General features: G+C 36.7%; 18 protein-coding genes, 2 tRNA genes and 1 pseudogene. 20 read left to right on the top strand and 1 reads right to left on the bottom strand.

Annotation, left to right across the window (positions count from 1 at the left end; all coding sequences use genetic code 11):
- The coding region (locus L1272_RS21180; RefSeq protein ID WP_235374232.1) for an EamA family transporter at positions 1–700 on the top strand (700 nt) is incomplete at its 5' end.
- A gap of 50 nt (positions 701–750) precedes the next feature.
- On the opposite strand, the gene folD is transcribed toward L1272_RS21180, so the two are convergent.
- Positions 751–1,605 (bottom strand): bifunctional methylenetetrahydrofolate dehydrogenase/methenyltetrahydrofolate cyclohydrolase FolD, encoded by an 855-nt coding sequence (folD, locus tag L1272_RS21175; RefSeq protein ID WP_054553151.1) that lies wholly within the window; start codon positions 1,603–1,605, stop codon positions 751–753.
- Between the two features lie 341 nt (positions 1,606–1,946).
- Here folD and L1272_RS21170 point away from each other — a divergent pair.
- The 19 genes and pseudogenes from L1272_RS21170 to L1272_RS21080 all read left to right on the top strand — a co-directional run bounded on the left by L1272_RS21170 (position 1,947) and on the right by L1272_RS21080 (position 18,110).
- Positions 1,947–2,023, top strand: a tRNA-Pro gene (locus tag L1272_RS21170).
- Positions 2,024–2,176: 153 nt separating this feature from the next.
- Positions 2,177–2,253 (top strand) — tRNA-Arg (locus L1272_RS21165).
- Positions 2,254–2,398: 145 nt separating this feature from the next.
- Complete coding sequence (locus L1272_RS21160) at positions 2,399–3,790, top strand: tyrosine-type recombinase/integrase (RefSeq protein WP_235374231.1); 1,392 nt, start codon at positions 2,399–2,401, stop codon at positions 3,788–3,790.
- The gene (locus L1272_RS21155; protein ID WP_235374230.1) at positions 3,777–7,139 is read left to right on the top strand and encodes a hypothetical protein; all 3,363 of its coding nucleotides are present in this window, start codon (positions 3,777–3,779) and stop codon (positions 7,137–7,139) included. Before L1272_RS21160 ends, L1272_RS21155 begins: the two co-directional genes overlap by 14 nt.
- Positions 7,132–7,740, top strand: coding sequence for a hypothetical protein (locus tag L1272_RS21150; RefSeq protein WP_063530379.1), 609 nt, complete (start codon positions 7,132–7,134; stop codon positions 7,738–7,740). The genes L1272_RS21155 and L1272_RS21150 overlap by 8 nt, the downstream gene beginning before the upstream one ends.
- Before the next feature lie 129 nt (positions 7,741–7,869).
- On the top strand, positions 7,870–8,433 hold the full coding sequence (locus L1272_RS21145; RefSeq protein ID WP_063529529.1) for a recombinase family protein: 564 nt from the start codon (positions 7,870–7,872) through the stop codon (positions 8,431–8,433).
- Positions 8,433–8,906 carry a hypothetical protein gene (locus L1272_RS21140; RefSeq protein ID WP_063529530.1) on the top strand — a complete coding sequence of 158 codons (474 nt, stop codon included), beginning with the start codon at positions 8,433–8,435 and terminating at the stop codon, positions 8,904–8,906. The genes L1272_RS21145 and L1272_RS21140 overlap by 1 nt, the downstream gene beginning before the upstream one ends.
- Positions 8,903–11,092 (top strand): AAA family ATPase, encoded by a 2,190-nt coding sequence (locus L1272_RS21135; RefSeq protein ID WP_063529531.1) that lies wholly within the window; start codon positions 8,903–8,905, stop codon positions 11,090–11,092. The genes L1272_RS21140 and L1272_RS21135 overlap by 4 nt, the downstream gene beginning before the upstream one ends.
- A gap of 145 nt (positions 11,093–11,237) precedes the next feature.
- Entirely contained in the window at positions 11,238–11,882 is a 645-nt protein-coding gene (locus L1272_RS21130) for a hypothetical protein (protein WP_235374229.1), read from the top strand.
- Positions 11,883–12,282: 400 nt separating this feature from the next.
- Positions 12,283–12,630: a hypothetical protein gene (locus tag L1272_RS21125; RefSeq protein ID WP_063530464.1), complete on the top strand. Its 348-nt coding sequence runs from the start codon at positions 12,283–12,285 to the stop codon at positions 12,628–12,630.
- 89 nt (positions 12,631–12,719) lie between these two features.
- Positions 12,720–13,115, top strand: coding sequence for a hypothetical protein (locus tag L1272_RS21120; protein WP_063530465.1), 396 nt, complete (start codon positions 12,720–12,722; stop codon positions 13,113–13,115).
- Positions 13,116–13,177: 62 nt separating this feature from the next.
- Positions 13,178–13,465, top strand: a pseudogene (locus tag L1272_RS21115) (transglutaminase); the annotation flags it as partial.
- A complete protein-coding gene (locus L1272_RS21110; protein WP_235374228.1) occupies positions 13,446–14,333 on the top strand; it encodes a cation diffusion facilitator family transporter in 888 nt (295 codons plus the stop codon). The pseudogene L1272_RS21115 and the gene L1272_RS21110, both read left to right, overlap by 20 nt.
- A 78-nt stretch (positions 14,334–14,411) precedes the next feature.
- Positions 14,412–14,753 (top strand): hypothetical protein, encoded by a 342-nt coding sequence (locus tag L1272_RS21105; RefSeq protein WP_235374227.1) that lies wholly within the window; start codon positions 14,412–14,414, stop codon positions 14,751–14,753.
- A 66-nt stretch (positions 14,754–14,819) separates the two neighbouring features.
- Positions 14,820–15,017: a hypothetical protein gene (locus L1272_RS21100; protein WP_063528250.1), complete on the top strand. Its 198-nt coding sequence runs from the start codon at positions 14,820–14,822 to the stop codon at positions 15,015–15,017.
- Positions 15,014–16,024, top strand: a complete 1,011-nt coding sequence (locus L1272_RS21095; protein ID WP_063529578.1) for a glycosyltransferase family 2 protein — start codon at positions 15,014–15,016, stop codon at positions 16,022–16,024. The genes L1272_RS21100 and L1272_RS21095 overlap by 4 nt, the downstream gene beginning before the upstream one ends.
- A complete protein-coding gene (locus tag L1272_RS21090; RefSeq protein WP_235374226.1) occupies positions 16,021–17,397 on the top strand; it encodes an ArnT family glycosyltransferase in 1,377 nt (458 codons plus the stop codon). The genes L1272_RS21095 and L1272_RS21090 overlap by 4 nt, the downstream gene beginning before the upstream one ends.
- Entirely contained in the window at positions 17,385–17,786 is a 402-nt protein-coding gene (locus L1272_RS21085; protein ID WP_063530420.1) for a GtrA family protein, read from the top strand. Before L1272_RS21090 ends, L1272_RS21085 begins: the two co-directional genes overlap by 13 nt.
- A 3-nt stretch (positions 17,787–17,789) precedes the next feature.
- Positions 17,790–18,110 (top strand): cation transporter dimerization domain-containing protein, encoded by a 321-nt coding sequence (locus tag L1272_RS21080; RefSeq protein ID WP_235374225.1) that lies wholly within the window; start codon positions 17,790–17,792, stop codon positions 18,108–18,110.
- Positions 18,111–18,365: the final 255 nt, after the last annotated feature.

Genomic DNA, 18,365 nt, shown 5'->3' with positions numbered 1-18,365 from the left:
GTTAGGTGCTGTGAATATCGCGTTGTTTTTTGCCTTTATTTTTATCATGGCAGTAAACCTTCCTGCAGCTATAGCTGGGGTAGGGATGGTGTCTGTGCCGGTTGTGGCTTTGATATATGCTTGGCTTACTAAAGGACAGCGCCCTGCAAAAATTCAAGCATTCTGTGCTATGGCGCTGGTGGTATTGGCATGGTTGTTGTTTGACCCAGCACACGTGTCATTAAATGTATTGGGAGTGGCTGCTTTATTTGGGGCCTTACTGACTATTGTGATTGGTAGCACCTTAGTACAGAGTTTGTCGGTGCATATTCATTGGTGGGTTGTGCTTACCTGGCAGTTAATCATTGGCGGCACTATTTTATTATTGGCTGCGTTTATTGATGGCAGTTTACTTCACCCAGAGCAATACCAAGTGGTATTTGAGCCTATCTCAGCGCTGCAATATTCGGCATTATTTTGGTTAATCGTGCCCAATACTGCCATCGCTTATATTCTGTATGTTTGGTTATTAGGACGCATGACTGTAGCTGAGTTTTCATTCGGAACGATAGCTAACCCAATTGCGGGAATCGTATGCGCTGTTTTACTCATAAACGAACAATATCAAGACTGGCAATACCTATTGATGTTTATGATGATTGTGTTTTCAGTGCTCCCCCAGATGTTAAAGCTCAGGCTGTTCAAACTACAAAAAACTTAAAATCAAAAAAGGCTGCCAATTGGCAGCCTTTTGCAATAATTTAGCTCTTCTTAGCTGTGGTACTTTTCACACGCTTCAAGGGTGTTTTCGATTAAGCTTGCCACAGTCATTGGACCAACACCACCTGGTACTGGTGTAATGAAATGTGCTTTTTGTTCAGCGATATCGTATTCAACATCACCAACAAGCTTGCCAGATTCAAGGCGGTTAATACCTACATCGATTACAATAGCACCTTCTTTAACCCAATCACCCGGAATAAACTCAGGTTTACCCACCGCTACAACTAATAAATCGGCGCGGCGAACATGCGTTTCTAAATCTTGAGTAAACTTATGACACACCGTTGTTGTACAGCCTGCAAGTAAAAGCTCAAGTGACATAGGACGACCAACAATGTTTGATGCACCAACAACAACTGCGTGCATACCTTTGTAGCGAACACCGGTAGAGTCGAGTAGGGTGATAATCCCCTTCGGCGTACAAGGACGAAGTGCCGGCATACGCTGAGCTAAACGACCAATGTTATAAGGGTGGAAACCATCAACATCTTTATGTGGTGTGATGCGTTCAAGAATTTTTTCAGCATCAAGACCTTGTGGTAAAGGTAACTGTACTAAGATACCGTCTACTTCTTTGTCTTCGTTTAGTTGATCTATTAATGCAAGTAAGTCTTGCTCAGTTGTGTCGCCAGGTAAATCGTAAGACTTAGATACAAAGCCGACTTCTTCACATGCTTTACGTTTAGAACCAACATACACTTGGCTAGCTGGATCTTGACCAACTAACACAACTGCTAGTCCTGGAGCGCGTAATCCATTCGCTACACGCTCTGCAACTCGCTCTGCTACATTGCTGCGTACTTGTTTAGCTATTGCCTTACCATCGATGATGTTTGCCGTCATGGGTGACCTTTAATTGGGGTTAGTTAACTTGATACTGATACATCTAAATATGATTATCCAATAAAGGGGGCGTGGATACACAAATCATGTTTGTTTGATCATATTTATTTATGCTGCGTATTTTCGCAGAAAAGCATCATAGCGCCAAGATGCAATCTTATATAAAGCGCTACTTTATAAAAAAGAGTTCAAATTTTAGCTTATATTTGCAATATTTAACCATTATGAACTAAAAGTGACCGATTGAATTATTTTCTTAAAAAAATGTTTGACCTGACTCGGTCAAATCACTATCATGCACCCCGTTGTTAACGAGGTCACTCGCAAACAACAGTAAGCATCGGCGATTAGCGCAGTTTGGTAGCGCACTTGGTTTGGGTCCAAGGGGTCGCAGGTTCAAATCCTGCATCGCCGACCACTTCTTCTTTAAGAAGCGGCGCTTACAGGCTAACTTATGAAGTTTTCGATGCGCCCGTAGCTCAGCTGGATAGAGCAACGCCCTTCTAAGGCGTTGGTCGAAGGTTCTTATATCAACCTACTGTGTTAGTGCATGTTGAAAAGTTAATATAAAGTCCGTTTAGCTCAGCTGGATAGAGCAATGCCCTTCTAAGGCATCGGTCCGGGGTTCGAATCCCTGAACGGACGCCATCTTACTCCCTCATTTACTAATTATTTATCAAGCATTTAAATCAAAAGCACAACTTTAAAGTATTTTATAGATATTTCTTTTATATGCACTTTTATGCACTATAATAGGTTTAAGTTAAACCTTAAAGAGCTTAGTGCATACATAATGATCAGCAAAATCGAATATAAAGTTCATAACGGCTTCTCATCATTTGCTTTGTTCCATCAGGAGCTTGGAGTATTAGAAGAACCGAAGCAATACATTGAAGCACTAGCACTAGCTCAAGAACCATCAAACACTATCAAAGCTATTGCTCAAGATCTAAAAACATTCTTCGAGTATATTTACACTTTTCCTATAGTTTGCGAAAAATATAAAAATCTTAAAGCAGGCTTGTTATCCAGAACTGTTTTAGCAGACCTGATACTTTCGTATCCTATTTATCTTAAAGAAGGCGAATATGCTGATGGCTTTATAGGTGAGATTGCGAGGCTTACAGGGCAAGAACCTAAAAAAGCCACATCATGTTCTAGAATGCTTAGCTCGGTTAGTCAATTTGTAAAGGATTCTGCAATTCTACAATCAGAACTCACTGTGATGAAAGAAAGTGGGTTGCTAAATATCGACGTTGAAGCCGACATTATGTTCTCAGAATTGACGACAAGAAGAGTGCTAAACCAAAGTCAGGCCAATGCATTAATAGCAAATTCGATGATGGCAGGAGTCCTCTCAGGGGGGCCAAAGTATGTTCAAAGCTCGTTGTTTAAAACTGTTGGCTCTACTGCTGGTAATCAAGATTTTTATAATAAGGCTTTTCCACTTGATTTAGCTGAGGAGCTTATAGACCAAACATCAAACTATCGGGATATTTGTTTATGGGCTTTATTAGCTGGGACGGGTGTACGTCAATCTGAAGGACTACAACTATTAATGGCAGATGTGAACTCACGTAAACGGATAATTTATACAATTAACCCAGAAGACCGTCCTCTGGCTTATGTTACATTGAGCAGTGATCAACGAGCGCAACTAGAGTGGAAAGGTAGAAACATTAAAACGGTATATTTTATAGAGCCTTTTAAGACAATATTTTTTGATACTTTACCGAAATACTTGATTGAGAGAAGGAAAACAAGTTGTAGTCATAAGTTTCTGTTCGTAAATCTGGACCACGAAAATAAGGGAAAACCATATTTTCTAGCTAGTAATGAGTCTTTAAATAAGTCATTTAAACGTGTTCAAAAGAAACTAGGTATTGAGAAGCCTTATACTTTGCATAGTTTGAGGCATTATTACGGAACTTTCTGTCGAAATTATTTACCACTCGAAGGCGGTAAGGTTGGTTTAAATACTGCTACTGTTCAATCGTTGATGGGACATAGTAGTGAAGAGTCCACTAAGGGCTACGCAATTATTGATAAGGTAATTTTAAAGTCTATGATGGCAGCCGCAAACAATCTGCTAATGAAGAATAAAAGCGATGTTAAGAAGTTGACTGAAGATGCCATAAATTATCAGCTTACTTTGGCAGAGGAAAAGATCCTTGGAATTAAATAGTATCAGTGAGCACTTTGAAGCTATAAAGGCATCATTTATAGAAGATCTTCAACCAATAGCTAGTCCTGATTCACGAAAAGGGCATGATTATTATGGCTATTTCTCTTATGAATTATTGACGTTTTTAGATGATGTAACGCCTGAAAACATACATGACTTTTACCATTCAACTAAGAATGATAATATTTGGAAACTAGAGCAAAACCGTATATTTGAACTTCTAGGAGTGGCTATTAGCTCTAATGGAGAGAAGGGCTTCTTAAGGATCATTTTTGCGAGTTTATTTGCTTCGATAGCAAAAAAGAAAGTAGTTGTTATTCCAGCGGATTATTACTTTAATAAGCCATTTACAAAGCCTCATAAGCAGTTCTTATCTGATAATTATTTTATTAGCTTACTTCCTTCATTCGCAAAAGAGCTACTTTTAACCGCCACTCGATCTAGATTTGAGCAAAGTAAGCATTCTTTCATAAATGATTGGGCAGGTGTTGAGGAGAATTTCAATCATTATAAGACTTGGAACAAGTCTGCAATTGATGTTTTTAACTTGTTTTGCGCTTATGGAATTGAGAAGCCAACAGGGTTATCCCCAGAGATAGTGAACAACTACCGAGTTGATCGTTTAAGATGTAACCAAGGAGTTATGTCATGGTTGCCTGCAATTTCATTTTTCGATCATAAGTTTGATACTGCTATAGTTAGTAAAACCCAAGAGCTAGCTCGTAGGCAGCTTAAGATTGAAATTAAGAAAGACGAAAAAACAACTCTCGATTATGATGACTCAAAATTTAAGAGCCTTGGCCCAAAGGAGGCGCTGGAGTCTTCTAGTCCATACTTAAAGGGCAAAGACCTATGTGTATTGGCTCCAAGGGCTTTAAGAAATGATATTAAGATTGGTGAATATACTTTCCATATTTCCAGCTTAGCTAATTATAATATTAGCTCCATAGATAAATCTTCACTTTGGTATAAGTCTCAAGAAGATTATGTAGGCCATGATTCACCAGAAAAAAGTACGAAGAATCAAAGAATCAATGCGCTTAGATATTTAAATGCCTATCTGTTTGATTATTTACCTTACTTTTTCAGCAAGAATGACACGGTGATCCAATACCCTGATACACCCGAAAAGTTCTTAGGTTATATATTCATTAAACCATCATCGGTGATGGAGAGTGTTGCCTTTAAATCAGAGCAAAAAATTATTTACCCATGCTCATTTATTGATTTCACATCCTTGTTCGTTGACATGAGAAAGCTGCACTCAACGGATAACAATAATACCCTCAGAGACACTCTTGCAACAATCAACAGGTACTTTGAATACATACTTACCAACTTCGGCAATATTGATGGTTTGAAACTACAATCAAATCCCTTAGATGCAAATAAGAAAAAGTTCGGTTCAAGATACTCCAAAAGCAACAAGGCTATGTTGGATTTGAACTACTGGATTTACTTTAGAGCTTTTATAAAGACGCTCACTAAACATGCTATGTTGAAGTCGGCAGAAGAGTGTTACCTGTACTGCAAGAAAAATGGATTAAATGAGATTGCTGCTGATATTAAGGTTATCAAGGAAGATATTTCAGATTTCATAGATAAAACTGAGACATCATTAAGTGAACAAGAGGTTAGTAACCGTATTCCAGTCGAAGGTCATCTTCCTATCAGCAAGGTTATTGAGCTTGTTGAAGGCTACAGACCGTTAAAAATATTTGATGTCGATTTAAGTAAGTTCAAGAGAAAGTCTATTCAGTTAACTGAAATGGGTTTGATGTGCAAACATCTAGACTATCAAAGTTTTGCTTCTATTTTAGTAAGTGCATATGCTGCCCAGAGGGCGTCAAATGCGAGTTGGTTAGATGCTGATAACTTTGATGCTGACTATATTCAGGATAACAATTTACCGATGGAGTCATTGGTAGATATCAGGATTCATACGGATAAAAGTAAGCCTACAGGATTTGAAAGTTTGATCTCAAAAGAAGTTATGGAAGTGCTTCTGTTAGCTAGAAAATTGAGAGGTCTAAACCGAAATCCAAACTACGTCAATCCAATTAAGTATCAAGATAATGAACAGAGTAAATTTGGTAAGCTTAAGCCACTATTACAAAACTCAAATTCCAATTCGTTTCGCCATTACAATCTTTCTTTGTTTTTGGAGATTTTTGAAAAGTGTTTGACTGATTCTGGTATCGAATTTGTCAGTCAACTTAGATTTGGGCCAGTCAATGTTCGGTCGCAGGACTTTTATTACTTTGCAAGGCTGGGAAGTGTCCCAGTATCTTATAGTTATTACATTCGTGATAACCAAAAAGAAGATTTTGTTCCTTTCAGCTCAATAGAGTATAAAAGTTTAATTACTGTCCATTCTTTGCGTAAGCAACTAGTTACGGTATTTGATGTGCTAATCGGTGATCGGGAAGCCATAGGAATGATCACGGGTCAATCTGAAGCGACCGTTGGTTACTATTCAGATAGTTCTCCTCAGATTGAAGGAGAAATTGTAAAACACAAAAAATTAGTCATTGAAAGTGTAGTTGCTCCAGAGACGGTTGCATTTAAAGAGGATGATTTTGAACAAACGATAGATTATAGAGAATTTGCTAAAAAATATAGGCCAATTACTACACATATGACTAAAGAAGTTGGTTCAGGTTTATATGATTTGAGTTCTAAAGATGAACTTTCGCTTAACTGGACACATCTATGTCCGTTTGGAAATGATTGTCCTAATGAGGTTGTAAGAACAATTGGGCGAATGAACTGTCATATTTGTCCTAAAGCAATCAGTACAAAGCATCAGGCACCAGCAATAGCACTTAAAATTAAAAAGCTATTAGACGATGTTGCGGATCTGACGGCTCAAAAACTCAAGGCTAATGTCACGAGTGCTGACCTAGATAGTATAAATTATGAGATCACTAATAATTTGAAGCAAGCAAGTTGTTGGAAAGTCAGAATAGACATTATCAATAAGTACGGGATAGCGGTTGGTGATAAGGACGAAGTTGTTAACCGAATGAAGTATATGGTGCCGGGTACATTTAAACATAGCTTGTGGCTACGTCTCAAAGAAGCTGCAAATACTCCAATTTTACAGAGTGATAAATTAAAAAGAATTTCAAATCGAATGGTAAGAAAGTTAAATAAAGTAGTTCCTGAATTGGCTGAAATACTTGAGTCTATTGAGGGCGAAGTTGAAGATGATCCAGTTTCATTTTTATTAACATCACTTCAGATGGTTTCAGAAATAAAAGAAATACCACTGGATGAGTTGTTAGACGGTAGGGAAAAATTGATTTCAGATGATAATAAGAAATTGTTGGAGATACTAAATGTCTGAACAACGGGGTTTGGCCTTAAAAAAATCTAAGCAGAAAAGTGTAAATGATAGAGATGCGAGATTAGTAGATATTTTAAAGGGAATGAAAAAGCTTTCCTTCGTTAATTTAACTGCATTGTCAGATTATGTTTCTGAAAAGTTTGAAGAAAAATACTCAGAGGTAATTTCTCCATCAACTTTAAGAAGAAATAAAAAGTATCGAAAAAGGCTAGATAAGTTCCAAAACAGCAATGGTGAAATTCTTCCTGAAGAAACTGAAGTAGCAAGGTTAGAAGAAGACCTAATGATTGCTGAAAGTGAAAACTATACGTTGGAACAAAAGCTAACTACTGCTAATGAGGCCATTTCTAACTTGCTTGGTCAAGTGTCGTCTTTAAAAACGTTATCATTAGAAAACAGAATTGATGGTGTTCAAGAATTTCAAGTAGATGATTCATCATTTAGGGTGATTCTCCTGCTGCTGGAACATGTTGATGATTTTGAAGTTAGGGATACTGGGATTTACGATTTAGCTTCTGCTATTGGTGATGAAGAATTAATTATACCTTATGATGCTTGCCCAGAGTTTTTTATTTGGTATTTTAAGAACACAAGAACTTAAGTTTGATATCAAATAAAGTACATGTACTTTATTAATTTTTAAGATTAAAGTTTACTTTTGGATAAGGGTGTACTAAAGTTTTAACTTAAGTACACTAAAAATGGATTGAGAATCTAAGAGTAAATTAAAATGAGTAAAATAGGCTTTGCCAGAGTTTCGACAATTGAGCAAGATTTAACAATTCAGCTCAACGCATTAAAAGGCGCTGGCTGTGAAGAAATATTTTCTGGTAAGCAAAGTGGGGCTTCAGATGAAAATGAAGCTAAACTATCCGAACTTTTAAATTACATTCGTAAAGGTGATGTGATCATAGTGACAAAACTTGATCGCCTAGGCCGTTCTCTTAAATCTGTTTTATCTATTATAGAAGCTATCCATCAAAAGAAAGCCACATTAAAGACGCTTGATGGTGTTATTGATACCTCAAACGAAAGTCCTTTTGCAAAAGCAACAGTTAATTTGATAGGAACTTTCGCGCAATTAGAGCGTGATTTAATTGTGTCAAGAACTCAGGAAGGTAGGGAAGCAGCTAAACTAGCAGGTAAGCATCTTGGTAGACCTGCAACTATTCAAGAAGCTGATAGAAAGAAAATTCGAAAGCTTATCGTGAATAAAGAATGCACGGTTAGCGAGTTAGCTAGAAGATATGGAGTTACTAGGACCACAATTAATAGAATTCGAGATGAGAAATAATGTCGGATGCTCAGACCAATATAGATAAATTCGAAAGTTGGCACCAAGATAAATCACTTGGTGAACTAAGCGAGTTTGTGAATTTTAAAACAAAGGAATTAGTTAAAACTTTGGTAGCTAGGGATAGTGGAATTGGCTACAGTGCTCTTAAGCCAGCAAATGGGAATCCTGTATTACTTCAAGTTTATAAAGAATTTGAAAAGAAGCTTATAGGAGATCTCATTAAAGCTGGATTATTGCAAAGTGTTGAAGCTTCTAATAAGTCGAATACTCAAGATTGTTCAAGCGTTTTTAATACTTCTGGTGAAAGTGTTAATGAGATCTCAAGAAGAAATGCTGAATTAGAAAAAGAGAATTTCAGTTTAAGAGCAGAAATAAAAGCACTTAAAGGTAGGCTTGGTGAAGCGGAAGCTTCAGCGGAACGTCATAGAGAAACAATTCAAGTAATCAATGAAATTAATGGTGTACTTTGAGCATCATTAAAACTGAAGTTATCCGAGTTACCAATGTATACCAATCCGATGAAACTTACGTTTCATTCAGTGGTGTACAATTATCGGTGCAGGCCAAAAAGAATCGACAGAATAAAAAAATCATTTTCATCAAAACACCAAGCTCATGCGTGCCAATTGAACCTAGTTTAGGTCAACACTGGAAAGTTACAGGTAACGTTGAAACTAGAAAGTTTACTAGTGAAAATAACTTCAAGATTACTCAAGATCACTACGTAAAGCCTGAAAAAATTGAAATAGTATTGCCAACCACAGCAGAGCACTTTGCGTTATTTATTGGAAAAAATCCAAGTTTTAGAGGTATTTCTCAAAGCAAGGCTAAGGAAGTATGGGATACCTTTGGTAATGAGATTTATCAGATCCTTGATGACAGAAATGAAGAAAGACTTAAAGAAATTTTAAGCAAAGCCAAAATAAATACGCTCTTAAGCGGGTATAGGCAATACTCAAATCTAAAGTATACAACTTGGTTTTCTGAACTTGGAATCCCACTGCATGTTCAGCAACGGTTGATTAAATATCATGATCATGAATCCATCATTCAACTCAAAGATAACCCATATTTACTTACTAAATTGGGGATGAAGTTTAATGCTGTAGATTCAATTGCTCAAGAGCGATTCTCGATTGAAAATGATGACATTAGAAGAATAATATCAGCATTCGAACAAGCGTTGAAACGACATGAGAGGCAAGGCCATACTGTGGCCCATAGAGCTGATTTGAAGCCAAAGTTAGAAAAGTTACTCAAGAGTGAAACACTTGCTTCCGAATCATTCCAACGAGTTCTTGAAGCATCAACAGATAAGGTACTTGTTTACAATAAAGAGCTGGAAACTTATCAATCTACAGCATGTTTTATAAAAGAAAAAGCAATAGCCCTTCGTATTAAATACTTGGTTAATCTAGAACTGAGTGAATATGAAAGAAATAGAGCAAAGGCAGCTTTTAGACATGCTTTGAGTTCGGTTTCGTTTAAATTAACACTTGGGCAATGTAGAGCGGTTTATAGAGCACTGAGAAATAAAGTTTGTGTGGTCTCAGGTGGCGCAGGCACAGGGAAGACAACTGTTTTAAAAGCTATTTTGGCAGGCTATGAAATATTAGGAATTACTTCTCATTGTGCTGCTTTATCGGGGAGGGCAGCTAAAAGGCTTCAAGAGTCAACTGAACAAGTGAGTATGACGATAACTAGGTTGCTTATGAAAAAGCCTATAGAGCCGGACTTGATTGATAGCTCTAAGCAAAATGCATTGGTTCTAGATGAATCATCTATGATTGACGTAACAACGATGTTTAAGTTAGTCAATCATATACATCCTGACACAAGAATATTATTTGTTGGAGATCCTAAACAGTTACCTCCTATTGATTCAGGTTTGGTTCTCAATGACATCATAAATAGTCATAGGGTAGCTATTTCATGGTTGGATATTGTAAAAAGACACGATGAAGATACGGGTATTCCAGAGTACAGTTTAAGTATTTCAAATGGAGTTCTACCTCCATCGTTAACAACAGGAAATATCACTTTTCACTGTGTTGCCGATAATGAAATTAATCAAAGGTGTTTAGAACTCTATAAATTAAATACTTCAGATAGTCGAATTACATCGGCTGTTTATAAGAAAGAATACGGTGGTATAGATTCTTTAAATAGGTTACTTCAAGGCGAACTTAACTCTTTGAACAAACATCTCACTTTTGTTTTGATGGGGCAGACCCATAAGCTTCCAATCAAGCTAGGAGACCCGATTATATTTACGAAAAATAATATAGATTCAGGCGTTCAAAATGGAACATTGGGTAAATTAATCTCATTGGCAACAAAAGATCACTTGGGTGAAGTTTTAATTGATGCATCGGATGATGTCATTAAATTAAATCATGAGCTACTTAATACGATTGAACCTGCTTACGCCATAAGCTTACATAAGGCTCAAGGTAGCCAATTCAGAAAGGTTATCATACCGCTAAATGGCTCTAACTTAATTGATAGAAACTGGTTATATACAGCGATAACAAGGGCTGAAGTCGAAGTGCATCTTGTTGGACCTAAGTCTTTTTTTGAAAAAGCAATACATAAGAAAGGTGCAACAGAAAAGCGTAAAACGGGCTTGATGTATATTTTAAACTCACTTTTTTAATTGTTCTAATTTCTTCACTTAAACCAACGCAAACCTTCTACATAGCAATATTTATATTACCCGGTAATACTTTTTAATTTAAAGTTACTTGGTAACGATAAATAATCGACTATAATGCTTTGGCAAATTTTAAAAAGGAACACCCATGAATAGTAGTAGCAAACGTGGTCGCCCGGCTCGACAGATGAGTGAAGATAAAATCATCAATATGCTTGAAGATATTTATCTTAACAAAGAGTACTTTGAAAAACTCTTCATCGTATTAGAGTCTGAAGAAGAAAAGTTTTTTACTGATTTTTTTGAAAATTTTCATGAAAAAATAGCAGAGACAACTGTTAAGAAATCTAAATTTTTAATAAGTTCTTCTGAAGCAGAAAGCAGAATAATTGAACTTAAAGGTTCTAATTTAAATGAATCTGAAATAAAGAAAAGAATAAAAGACGTGGAGGCTAAAGTAGCAGTTTTTGAGGATGAGGATATCAATGAATTTCAATCTGTTATCGACAAGCTTCCAGACGAGTTATGGATACGCTATAACAATCGATTAAGACAGCAAGCGTATAAAAAAAATAACAGATGGTCGAGACAAATTGAATTTAGTGAAGATGCTTATTTAGATCTTAAAGTTTTAAAAAACTCCTTGAATGCAAAAACTTGGAATGACTTGTCACTTCAATTGAAGCGTGACTACTTACAGATAGAAAATATTTGTGCAGCATTACAAGTTGATAATCTTAATGAGGCTTTGCTAAAAATTAAAGAAAATAAACTCTTGATGAGCAATAAATAATGACAGAAATTAAAGATGAAGAATGCTCTGCTTGTCATAAGGAACATATTGATGTCAGAACAGAGGTAATCACACCACCACTGAATTCTGCACCGGGCCATATCAGGAAAGCTATCTTTTATCGTTGTGAAGCTCACATAAACTCTTAGGCTTATTGAAATCAATGAATGTGAAAGCACAGGATTTACAGTTTGATACATGTGTATCACCTCATGACATACTAGGAAACGCTCAGAAAGGCGTTACAGTTACTCATAATCCTACGGGGAAAACTGCTAGCTATAACAAAGAAAAGTATCAGTCGTTTAACAAGGTTAGAGCTGTTCAAAAGCTTAAACACGAACTTAATTGTTCGAGCATTAATTAGTATTACCACATAACAATAAATATTGGAGTGATTATGACAAGAAAAGAAGTTAGACAATTAACATTTGAAGATTTAAAAGAACTTTTAAGAAACCCTTTTCAAGCACTTGTTGAAGAAGGTGACACGACTCATATATGTGAATACGGTGACGAAAAAAATAAAGTTATTGAAGAAGTATCTTTAAGTTCTGAAGTTCATAAATTACTTAGACATTTAGGCTCTAGCAATATTATTCACAAAGGAAAATGGGGCAATAACATCGTATCGAATATTCCTGACTTTGCTAGTTTCTATGACATCCATCGTGGCGATATCTACTCTAAACAGACGGATGAACAGTATGCGCTAGCCGTATCTCTTGATTTAGCTGAATCAAAATAATCTTGAGGTCACAATCTAAGTATTAAAGTTTCAATTCACAGCCTTTGTGCTATTTAATTTTACTAAGTAACAATATGATTTAATTCGATATGAAAACTGTAAAAGCTGGTGATAAAAGCAAAGCAATATGTCATAAATGCGAATGTGTTGTTGAGACTACATTTATGAAACGTGACGTAGCGCTCAGCGATAATTCAGCTATTGTAGAGAATCTACTAGTAGCTGTTTGCAATAACTGTAACGCAGTTGTCGCAATGCCGCAGCAATCATCGATACAAGTTAATCATGCAATAACCAATGAGAAAGTAATGGCTAGAAGAGATAGAGATGATGTTAAGAATAAATCTGTTACATCTGTACTTGGAAGTAAAAGGTTGCCACAAGAGTTAGAGGAATTAGAGGTTGGTGAAATGACTATTGTTGACGGTAAAGCATTCATGCGTGTTGACGTTGAGATTGCTAATAATGAGAAAGAACTAAATTAATGTTACCCTCTAACAATAATTATAAGGTGTTCTAATCCAGACTTTAGATGTTCGAGATGTGCGAAACTAAAGATAGTTTCTGCGGATACGGAGTTGCGACAACCTGTTTGTCAAACCCAGAGACCGAGTGGACAGGAAAAGATACATACATTCAAAAAGAAGGCATTCATGATGACTTTGGCTTATATAATTCGCCATATGAATTTTACCGTCAAAAAGGAACTAATTTGTCAGGAATAAAACGCTGGTTATATCAAACAGTGATTCGCCATCTTATTAATATGAATGTTAATCGACTTAGAAACACCAGTAACCAAAGTAGAGGTAAAAATGCACAGCCACAATCATAGTCACCACCATGCAAACGATAAAAATAAGCGCATTGGTTGGACATTTTTTCTAAATGTTACTTTTACCATCATTGAATTCATCGGCGGTTGGCTAACCAATAGTACGGCAATCATGGCGGACGCAGTCCATGATTTAGGTGACAGCATATCTATCGGTTTCGCTTGGCTGCTGAGTCACTTTTCAGATAAACAAGCATCTTCGACGTACAGTTACGGTTATAAGCGCTTGTCACTGTTTGGTGCCTTAATCAATAGCGTTGTTTTAATAGCTGGCTCTATCTTTATTTTGGTTGAGGCAATTCCTCGATTATCTAACCCAGAAATGCCGATGGTTGAGGGAATGCTAGGGTTAGCATTACTTGGTGTTACAGTAAATGGTTATGCAGCATATAAACTCACAGCAGGAACTACATTAAATGAAAAAGTATTGACATGGCACCTATTGGAAGACGTCCTTGGTTGGGTGGCTGTCCTCATTGTATCTGTTATCTTGATGTTTGTGGATTGGCCTATTTTAGATCCATTGTTATCTATCGCTTTTACACTTTTTATTTTATTTAACGTTCTAAAAAACTTAAGGTCTACGCTAGCATTATTTTTACAAGCGTCACCTGATAAAGAAACACAAGCCAAGATAACTGAAGCCCTACTTTCGAAATCTGAGGTGAGAGAAGTTCATCACTTGCACTATTGGTCTTTGGATGGCGAAAGTCATGTGTTAACTGCACACCTCGTCTTGAATGAGCCATATGATGTACCTAAGTTACAATCACTCAAGCAAGTAATTTCTGAGAACTTAAGCGCTTTTGAATTGTCACATACCACCATTGAGTTTGAATTTCCCGATGAAGTTTGCAGAGACAATTAACATTTTAACTTAATAAAGGGCTTAGATTTGTACTTATTATTTTGTTATATTACCAACGTCTAACGAGAGAATACGATTTTGAACACTAATGTTCTTTTAAAAATACTGCTGATAATATCGATTGTTTTTCAATCGTTTGTCGCTGTATCTGCGACTTTAGAAACCCACCAGTTAGACGTTGAACATCTGCAAACCATTCATGACCACGAAGCAGAACATTCTCCACAGCTAGATAGTGACAAAGAACACGATATCGAGGACTGCCACCATTGCGGACATTGTAGTGGCAATCATACCAGTTGGATTTTGGTCAAAGCATTTTTACCAAGCTTGCCTTTAAATCACTCACATGACTTTAATAAGATAATTTTTTTGCCTTTAGGTATTTCAACTAGGCTCTATCGCCCACCTACAGCCTAACTTTTTACTCCATACTGTGCGTTTTTACGCAAACACAATTTGGTTTAATAAAAGTTAAGAGTCATCATGAATAATATTTTTCAAACTACTAGCGTAGCGTTAGTAGTAATTCTTGCTGTGTTTTCAATAAACGCAGCACAGGCTAATGAAAGTCGATATAACACACAACACGATAAACATTCGCATAAGCATGAAGAAGGGGTTTCTTTAAGCGCTGAAAAAATTAAATTAGCAGGCATAAAAATAGGGAAGATCTTGAGATGAATAGTCCACAACGAAGCCAAAAAGAAATTTCTGTATCGGTAATTGTTCCGGTATTCAATGAAGAGTCTGTTTTACCTGAGTTTCATAAGCGGCTTACATCGATATTAAATACAGTGCATGAATCATCTGAAATCATATACGTTAATGACGGTAGCACAGATAATTCCACCACAGTCATAAATGACTTCAAGAAAACCAGTACAAAAGTGCTTTTAATCAATCTGAGCAGAAATTTTGGTAAAGAAGCAGCGATGTGTGCAGGGCTTTTAAAATCCAATGGCAAAGCTGTTATCTTAATTGATGCTGATTTACAAGATCCTCCTGAACTCATTCCTTTGATGCTCTCTAAATGGAAAAGCGGTTTCGATATCATCAATATGCAACGCAGCATACGTCACGGTGAATCTTGGTTTAAGAAGTTTTCATCCTCTATGTTCTACAAAATTCTCAACAAGCTTTCTGACTATCATATTCCTGCTGATGTTGGCGACTTTAGGCTATTAAGCCGTAGAGTTGTTAATGAGCTAAACCAACTTAGCGAAAAGAACGTTTACATGAAGGGGCTGTTAGTTTGGCCGGGATTTGAGCAAGTCACTTTACAATTTGAAAGAGATAAACGCTGGTGTGGCGAGTCAAAATGGCCGTTATTAAAACTAGTAGGTCTAGCGGTTGATGGTATTACTTCATTTAGTACTAAGCCACTTCAATTGGCTACTTACTTGGGAGGAACACTCGCTTTTACGTCATTTTTGTACGGTGTATGGATAATTCTAAAAACAATGTTTTTTGGTGAAGCGGTTACTGGCTTTCCAACTATTATGGTTGCAATGATAGCTTTAGGTGGCTTTCAGCTTCTTTCTATTGGACTTATCGGCTCATATGTTGGTCGCATATACAATGAAGTGAAAAACCGTCCAAGGTTCATCATAAAAGATGAGGTAGTATTTGAAGAAACGAAAAGCTCAGTGGCAAGAGTTGAGTTTCCCGTTAAACAGGTCAACAGATGAAAATTAAGCAATTAACACTCTTGGCATTTGTTGCCTTTATATTATTTAGGCTAATATCTATTGGCTTGTATCCATTAATGGATACTACTGAAGCGAGATATGGCGAAATCGCCCGTATCATGGTTGATTCAAATAACTGGTTAACCCCTCAATTTGATTACAACGTACCATTTTGGGGTAAGCCCCCAATGCATACATGGGCAAGCGCTTTATCCATTGCTTTGCTTGGCGACAGTGAATTTGCTATTAGGCTCCCACACTTAATAACCGGATTAATGACATTGTTTGTTGTTTTTCTTTTTGCTAAAAAGCTCAGGATATCAGCCCTAGTAACGACATTTATCTTGCTTACTTCTTTAGGGTTTTACGTTGCAAGCGGCATGGTAATGACCGATTCTCTGCTAACTTTGTCAATGACGCTCGCTATGGTTGGCTTCTATTTAGGGTGGGCAGGTAGCAAAAATTGGTCATATCTAGGATTTGTTGGGATTGGGATAGGACTACTAACCAAAGGTCCCATCATTATTGTTTTTGTGGGGTTATCTATCCTACCTTGGTTAGTCCTAAATTTTGGATTGATTCAAGGTTTGAAAGCGCTATTTAAGAAGATTCCTGTTATTTCTGGGTTATCGATTTCTCTCCTAATTGCTACCCCTTGGTATTTTATGGCCGAGCAAGCAACCCCCGGCTTTATTGATTATTTCATCATAGGTGAGCACTGGTCTCGATTCGTAGAGAGCGGCTGGGAAGGCGATCTTTACGGTACTGCTCATGACGAGCCTAGAGGCATTATATGGCTGTATTGGGTTGCTGTAGCATTCCCTTGGTCATTTGTTCTACTTTACAAACTCTTCAAATCCAAGCTGAACTTCACAACGACTAGCCCTCTATATACTGGTGACAAACAGTTAGTATCCTTTCTCGGCTTCTGGCTAGTATCCCCGATGATTTTGTTTACTTTCGCGGGAAACATTTTACCTATATATGTTTTACCGGGCTTGCCAGCACTAGCACTAATATTGTCAGTGTGGCTTAAACATATTAATAAATACATCGTGTTGCTAGGTTCTTTAGCTCCAGTATTGTTTGTTATTGCGCTGTTATTTGCTCAAGAGGGTTTTAAAAACAGAAGTGATAAATGGCTACTGAGTAAATTAGATGACTCCATTCCTATCTACTATTTGGATAAACGGAGCTTTTCTGGGCGCTACTATTCGCAAGGAGCTGCAATGCTCTTCAATGCCAATGCGGTCGAAAACGAATATTACTTAGTTGTTAACTTTAAAAAGTACCGTTCTGGCAAGCACATAACTGAACACTGCGAATCGATAAAAAACAATAAAAGAAAAATAGTGCTGCTATGCAATCGTTAATTTCAAAACAATTTCTACTGTTTTTAACTGTCGGAGGAAGTGCATTTTTAGTTGACTTCGGCATCTTTTACATAGGTTTAAATTTTTTTGACCACAGTTTATATGTAGTTAGAAGTTATGCTTTTTTCTTTGCCGTATTAGTTACTTTTTATGGTAATCGTCGGTTTACTTTTAAAGATCGCTTTCACTTGCCTAGCAAGGTACAGATACCAAAAGCGTTTACCAGTGCGCTTTTATCTTTAATTCCAAACTTTACTGTTTTTACCGTGATAGTTGCTTTGTTTCCTTCACCTATCTTCCACTATATTGCTTTTGTTTTAGGCGTTGTGGTTGGAACAATTAGTAATTACGTCTTAAGTGACAAATACATATTCAACTCAGAGAGTTAATAAATGTTTGATTGTCCCATCCTAAAAAATTTAAGCTCTACGTTAGTATTATTTTTACAAGCGTCACCTGATAAAGAAACACAAGCCAAGATAATTGAAGCCTTACTTTCGAAATCTGAGGTGAGAGAAGCTCATCACATGCACTATTGGTCTTTAGATGGAGAAAGTCATGTGCTAATTGCGCACCTTGTTTTGAATGCTCAGTATGATGTACCTGAGCTACAATCACTCAAGCAAGTAATTTCTGAAGACTTAAGCGCTTTTGATTTGTCGCATACCACCATTGAGTTTGAATTTCCCAATGAAGTTTGTAGAGATGATTAACATCAACGTTGTGTAATTCCCTTAGATTTATACTATTAGATTTGTTACCACATATGCGACAGTCAGATTTGATTGAGTTCTATTATTCGAGTCTGACAGATCGAGTTAAGACTTTTTCAGTGTGTTTCTGTTAACACCAAGCGATTTTGTCGTACTTTAATTACCACGCGATTCTGTCGTAATCGCTAATTACCAAGGGAAATTGACGGTTATCTTTAACCGTGTTCTTTAAATGTTTTGTTTAAGCATTTGAGG

It is taken from the genome of Pseudoalteromonas sp. PAST1 (genome assembly GCF_021532515.1).
GTDB classification, from domain to species: Bacteria; Pseudomonadota; Gammaproteobacteria; order Enterobacterales; family Alteromonadaceae; genus Pseudoalteromonas; species Pseudoalteromonas simplex.
This window is presented reverse-complemented; position numbering and strand designations above follow the sequence as displayed.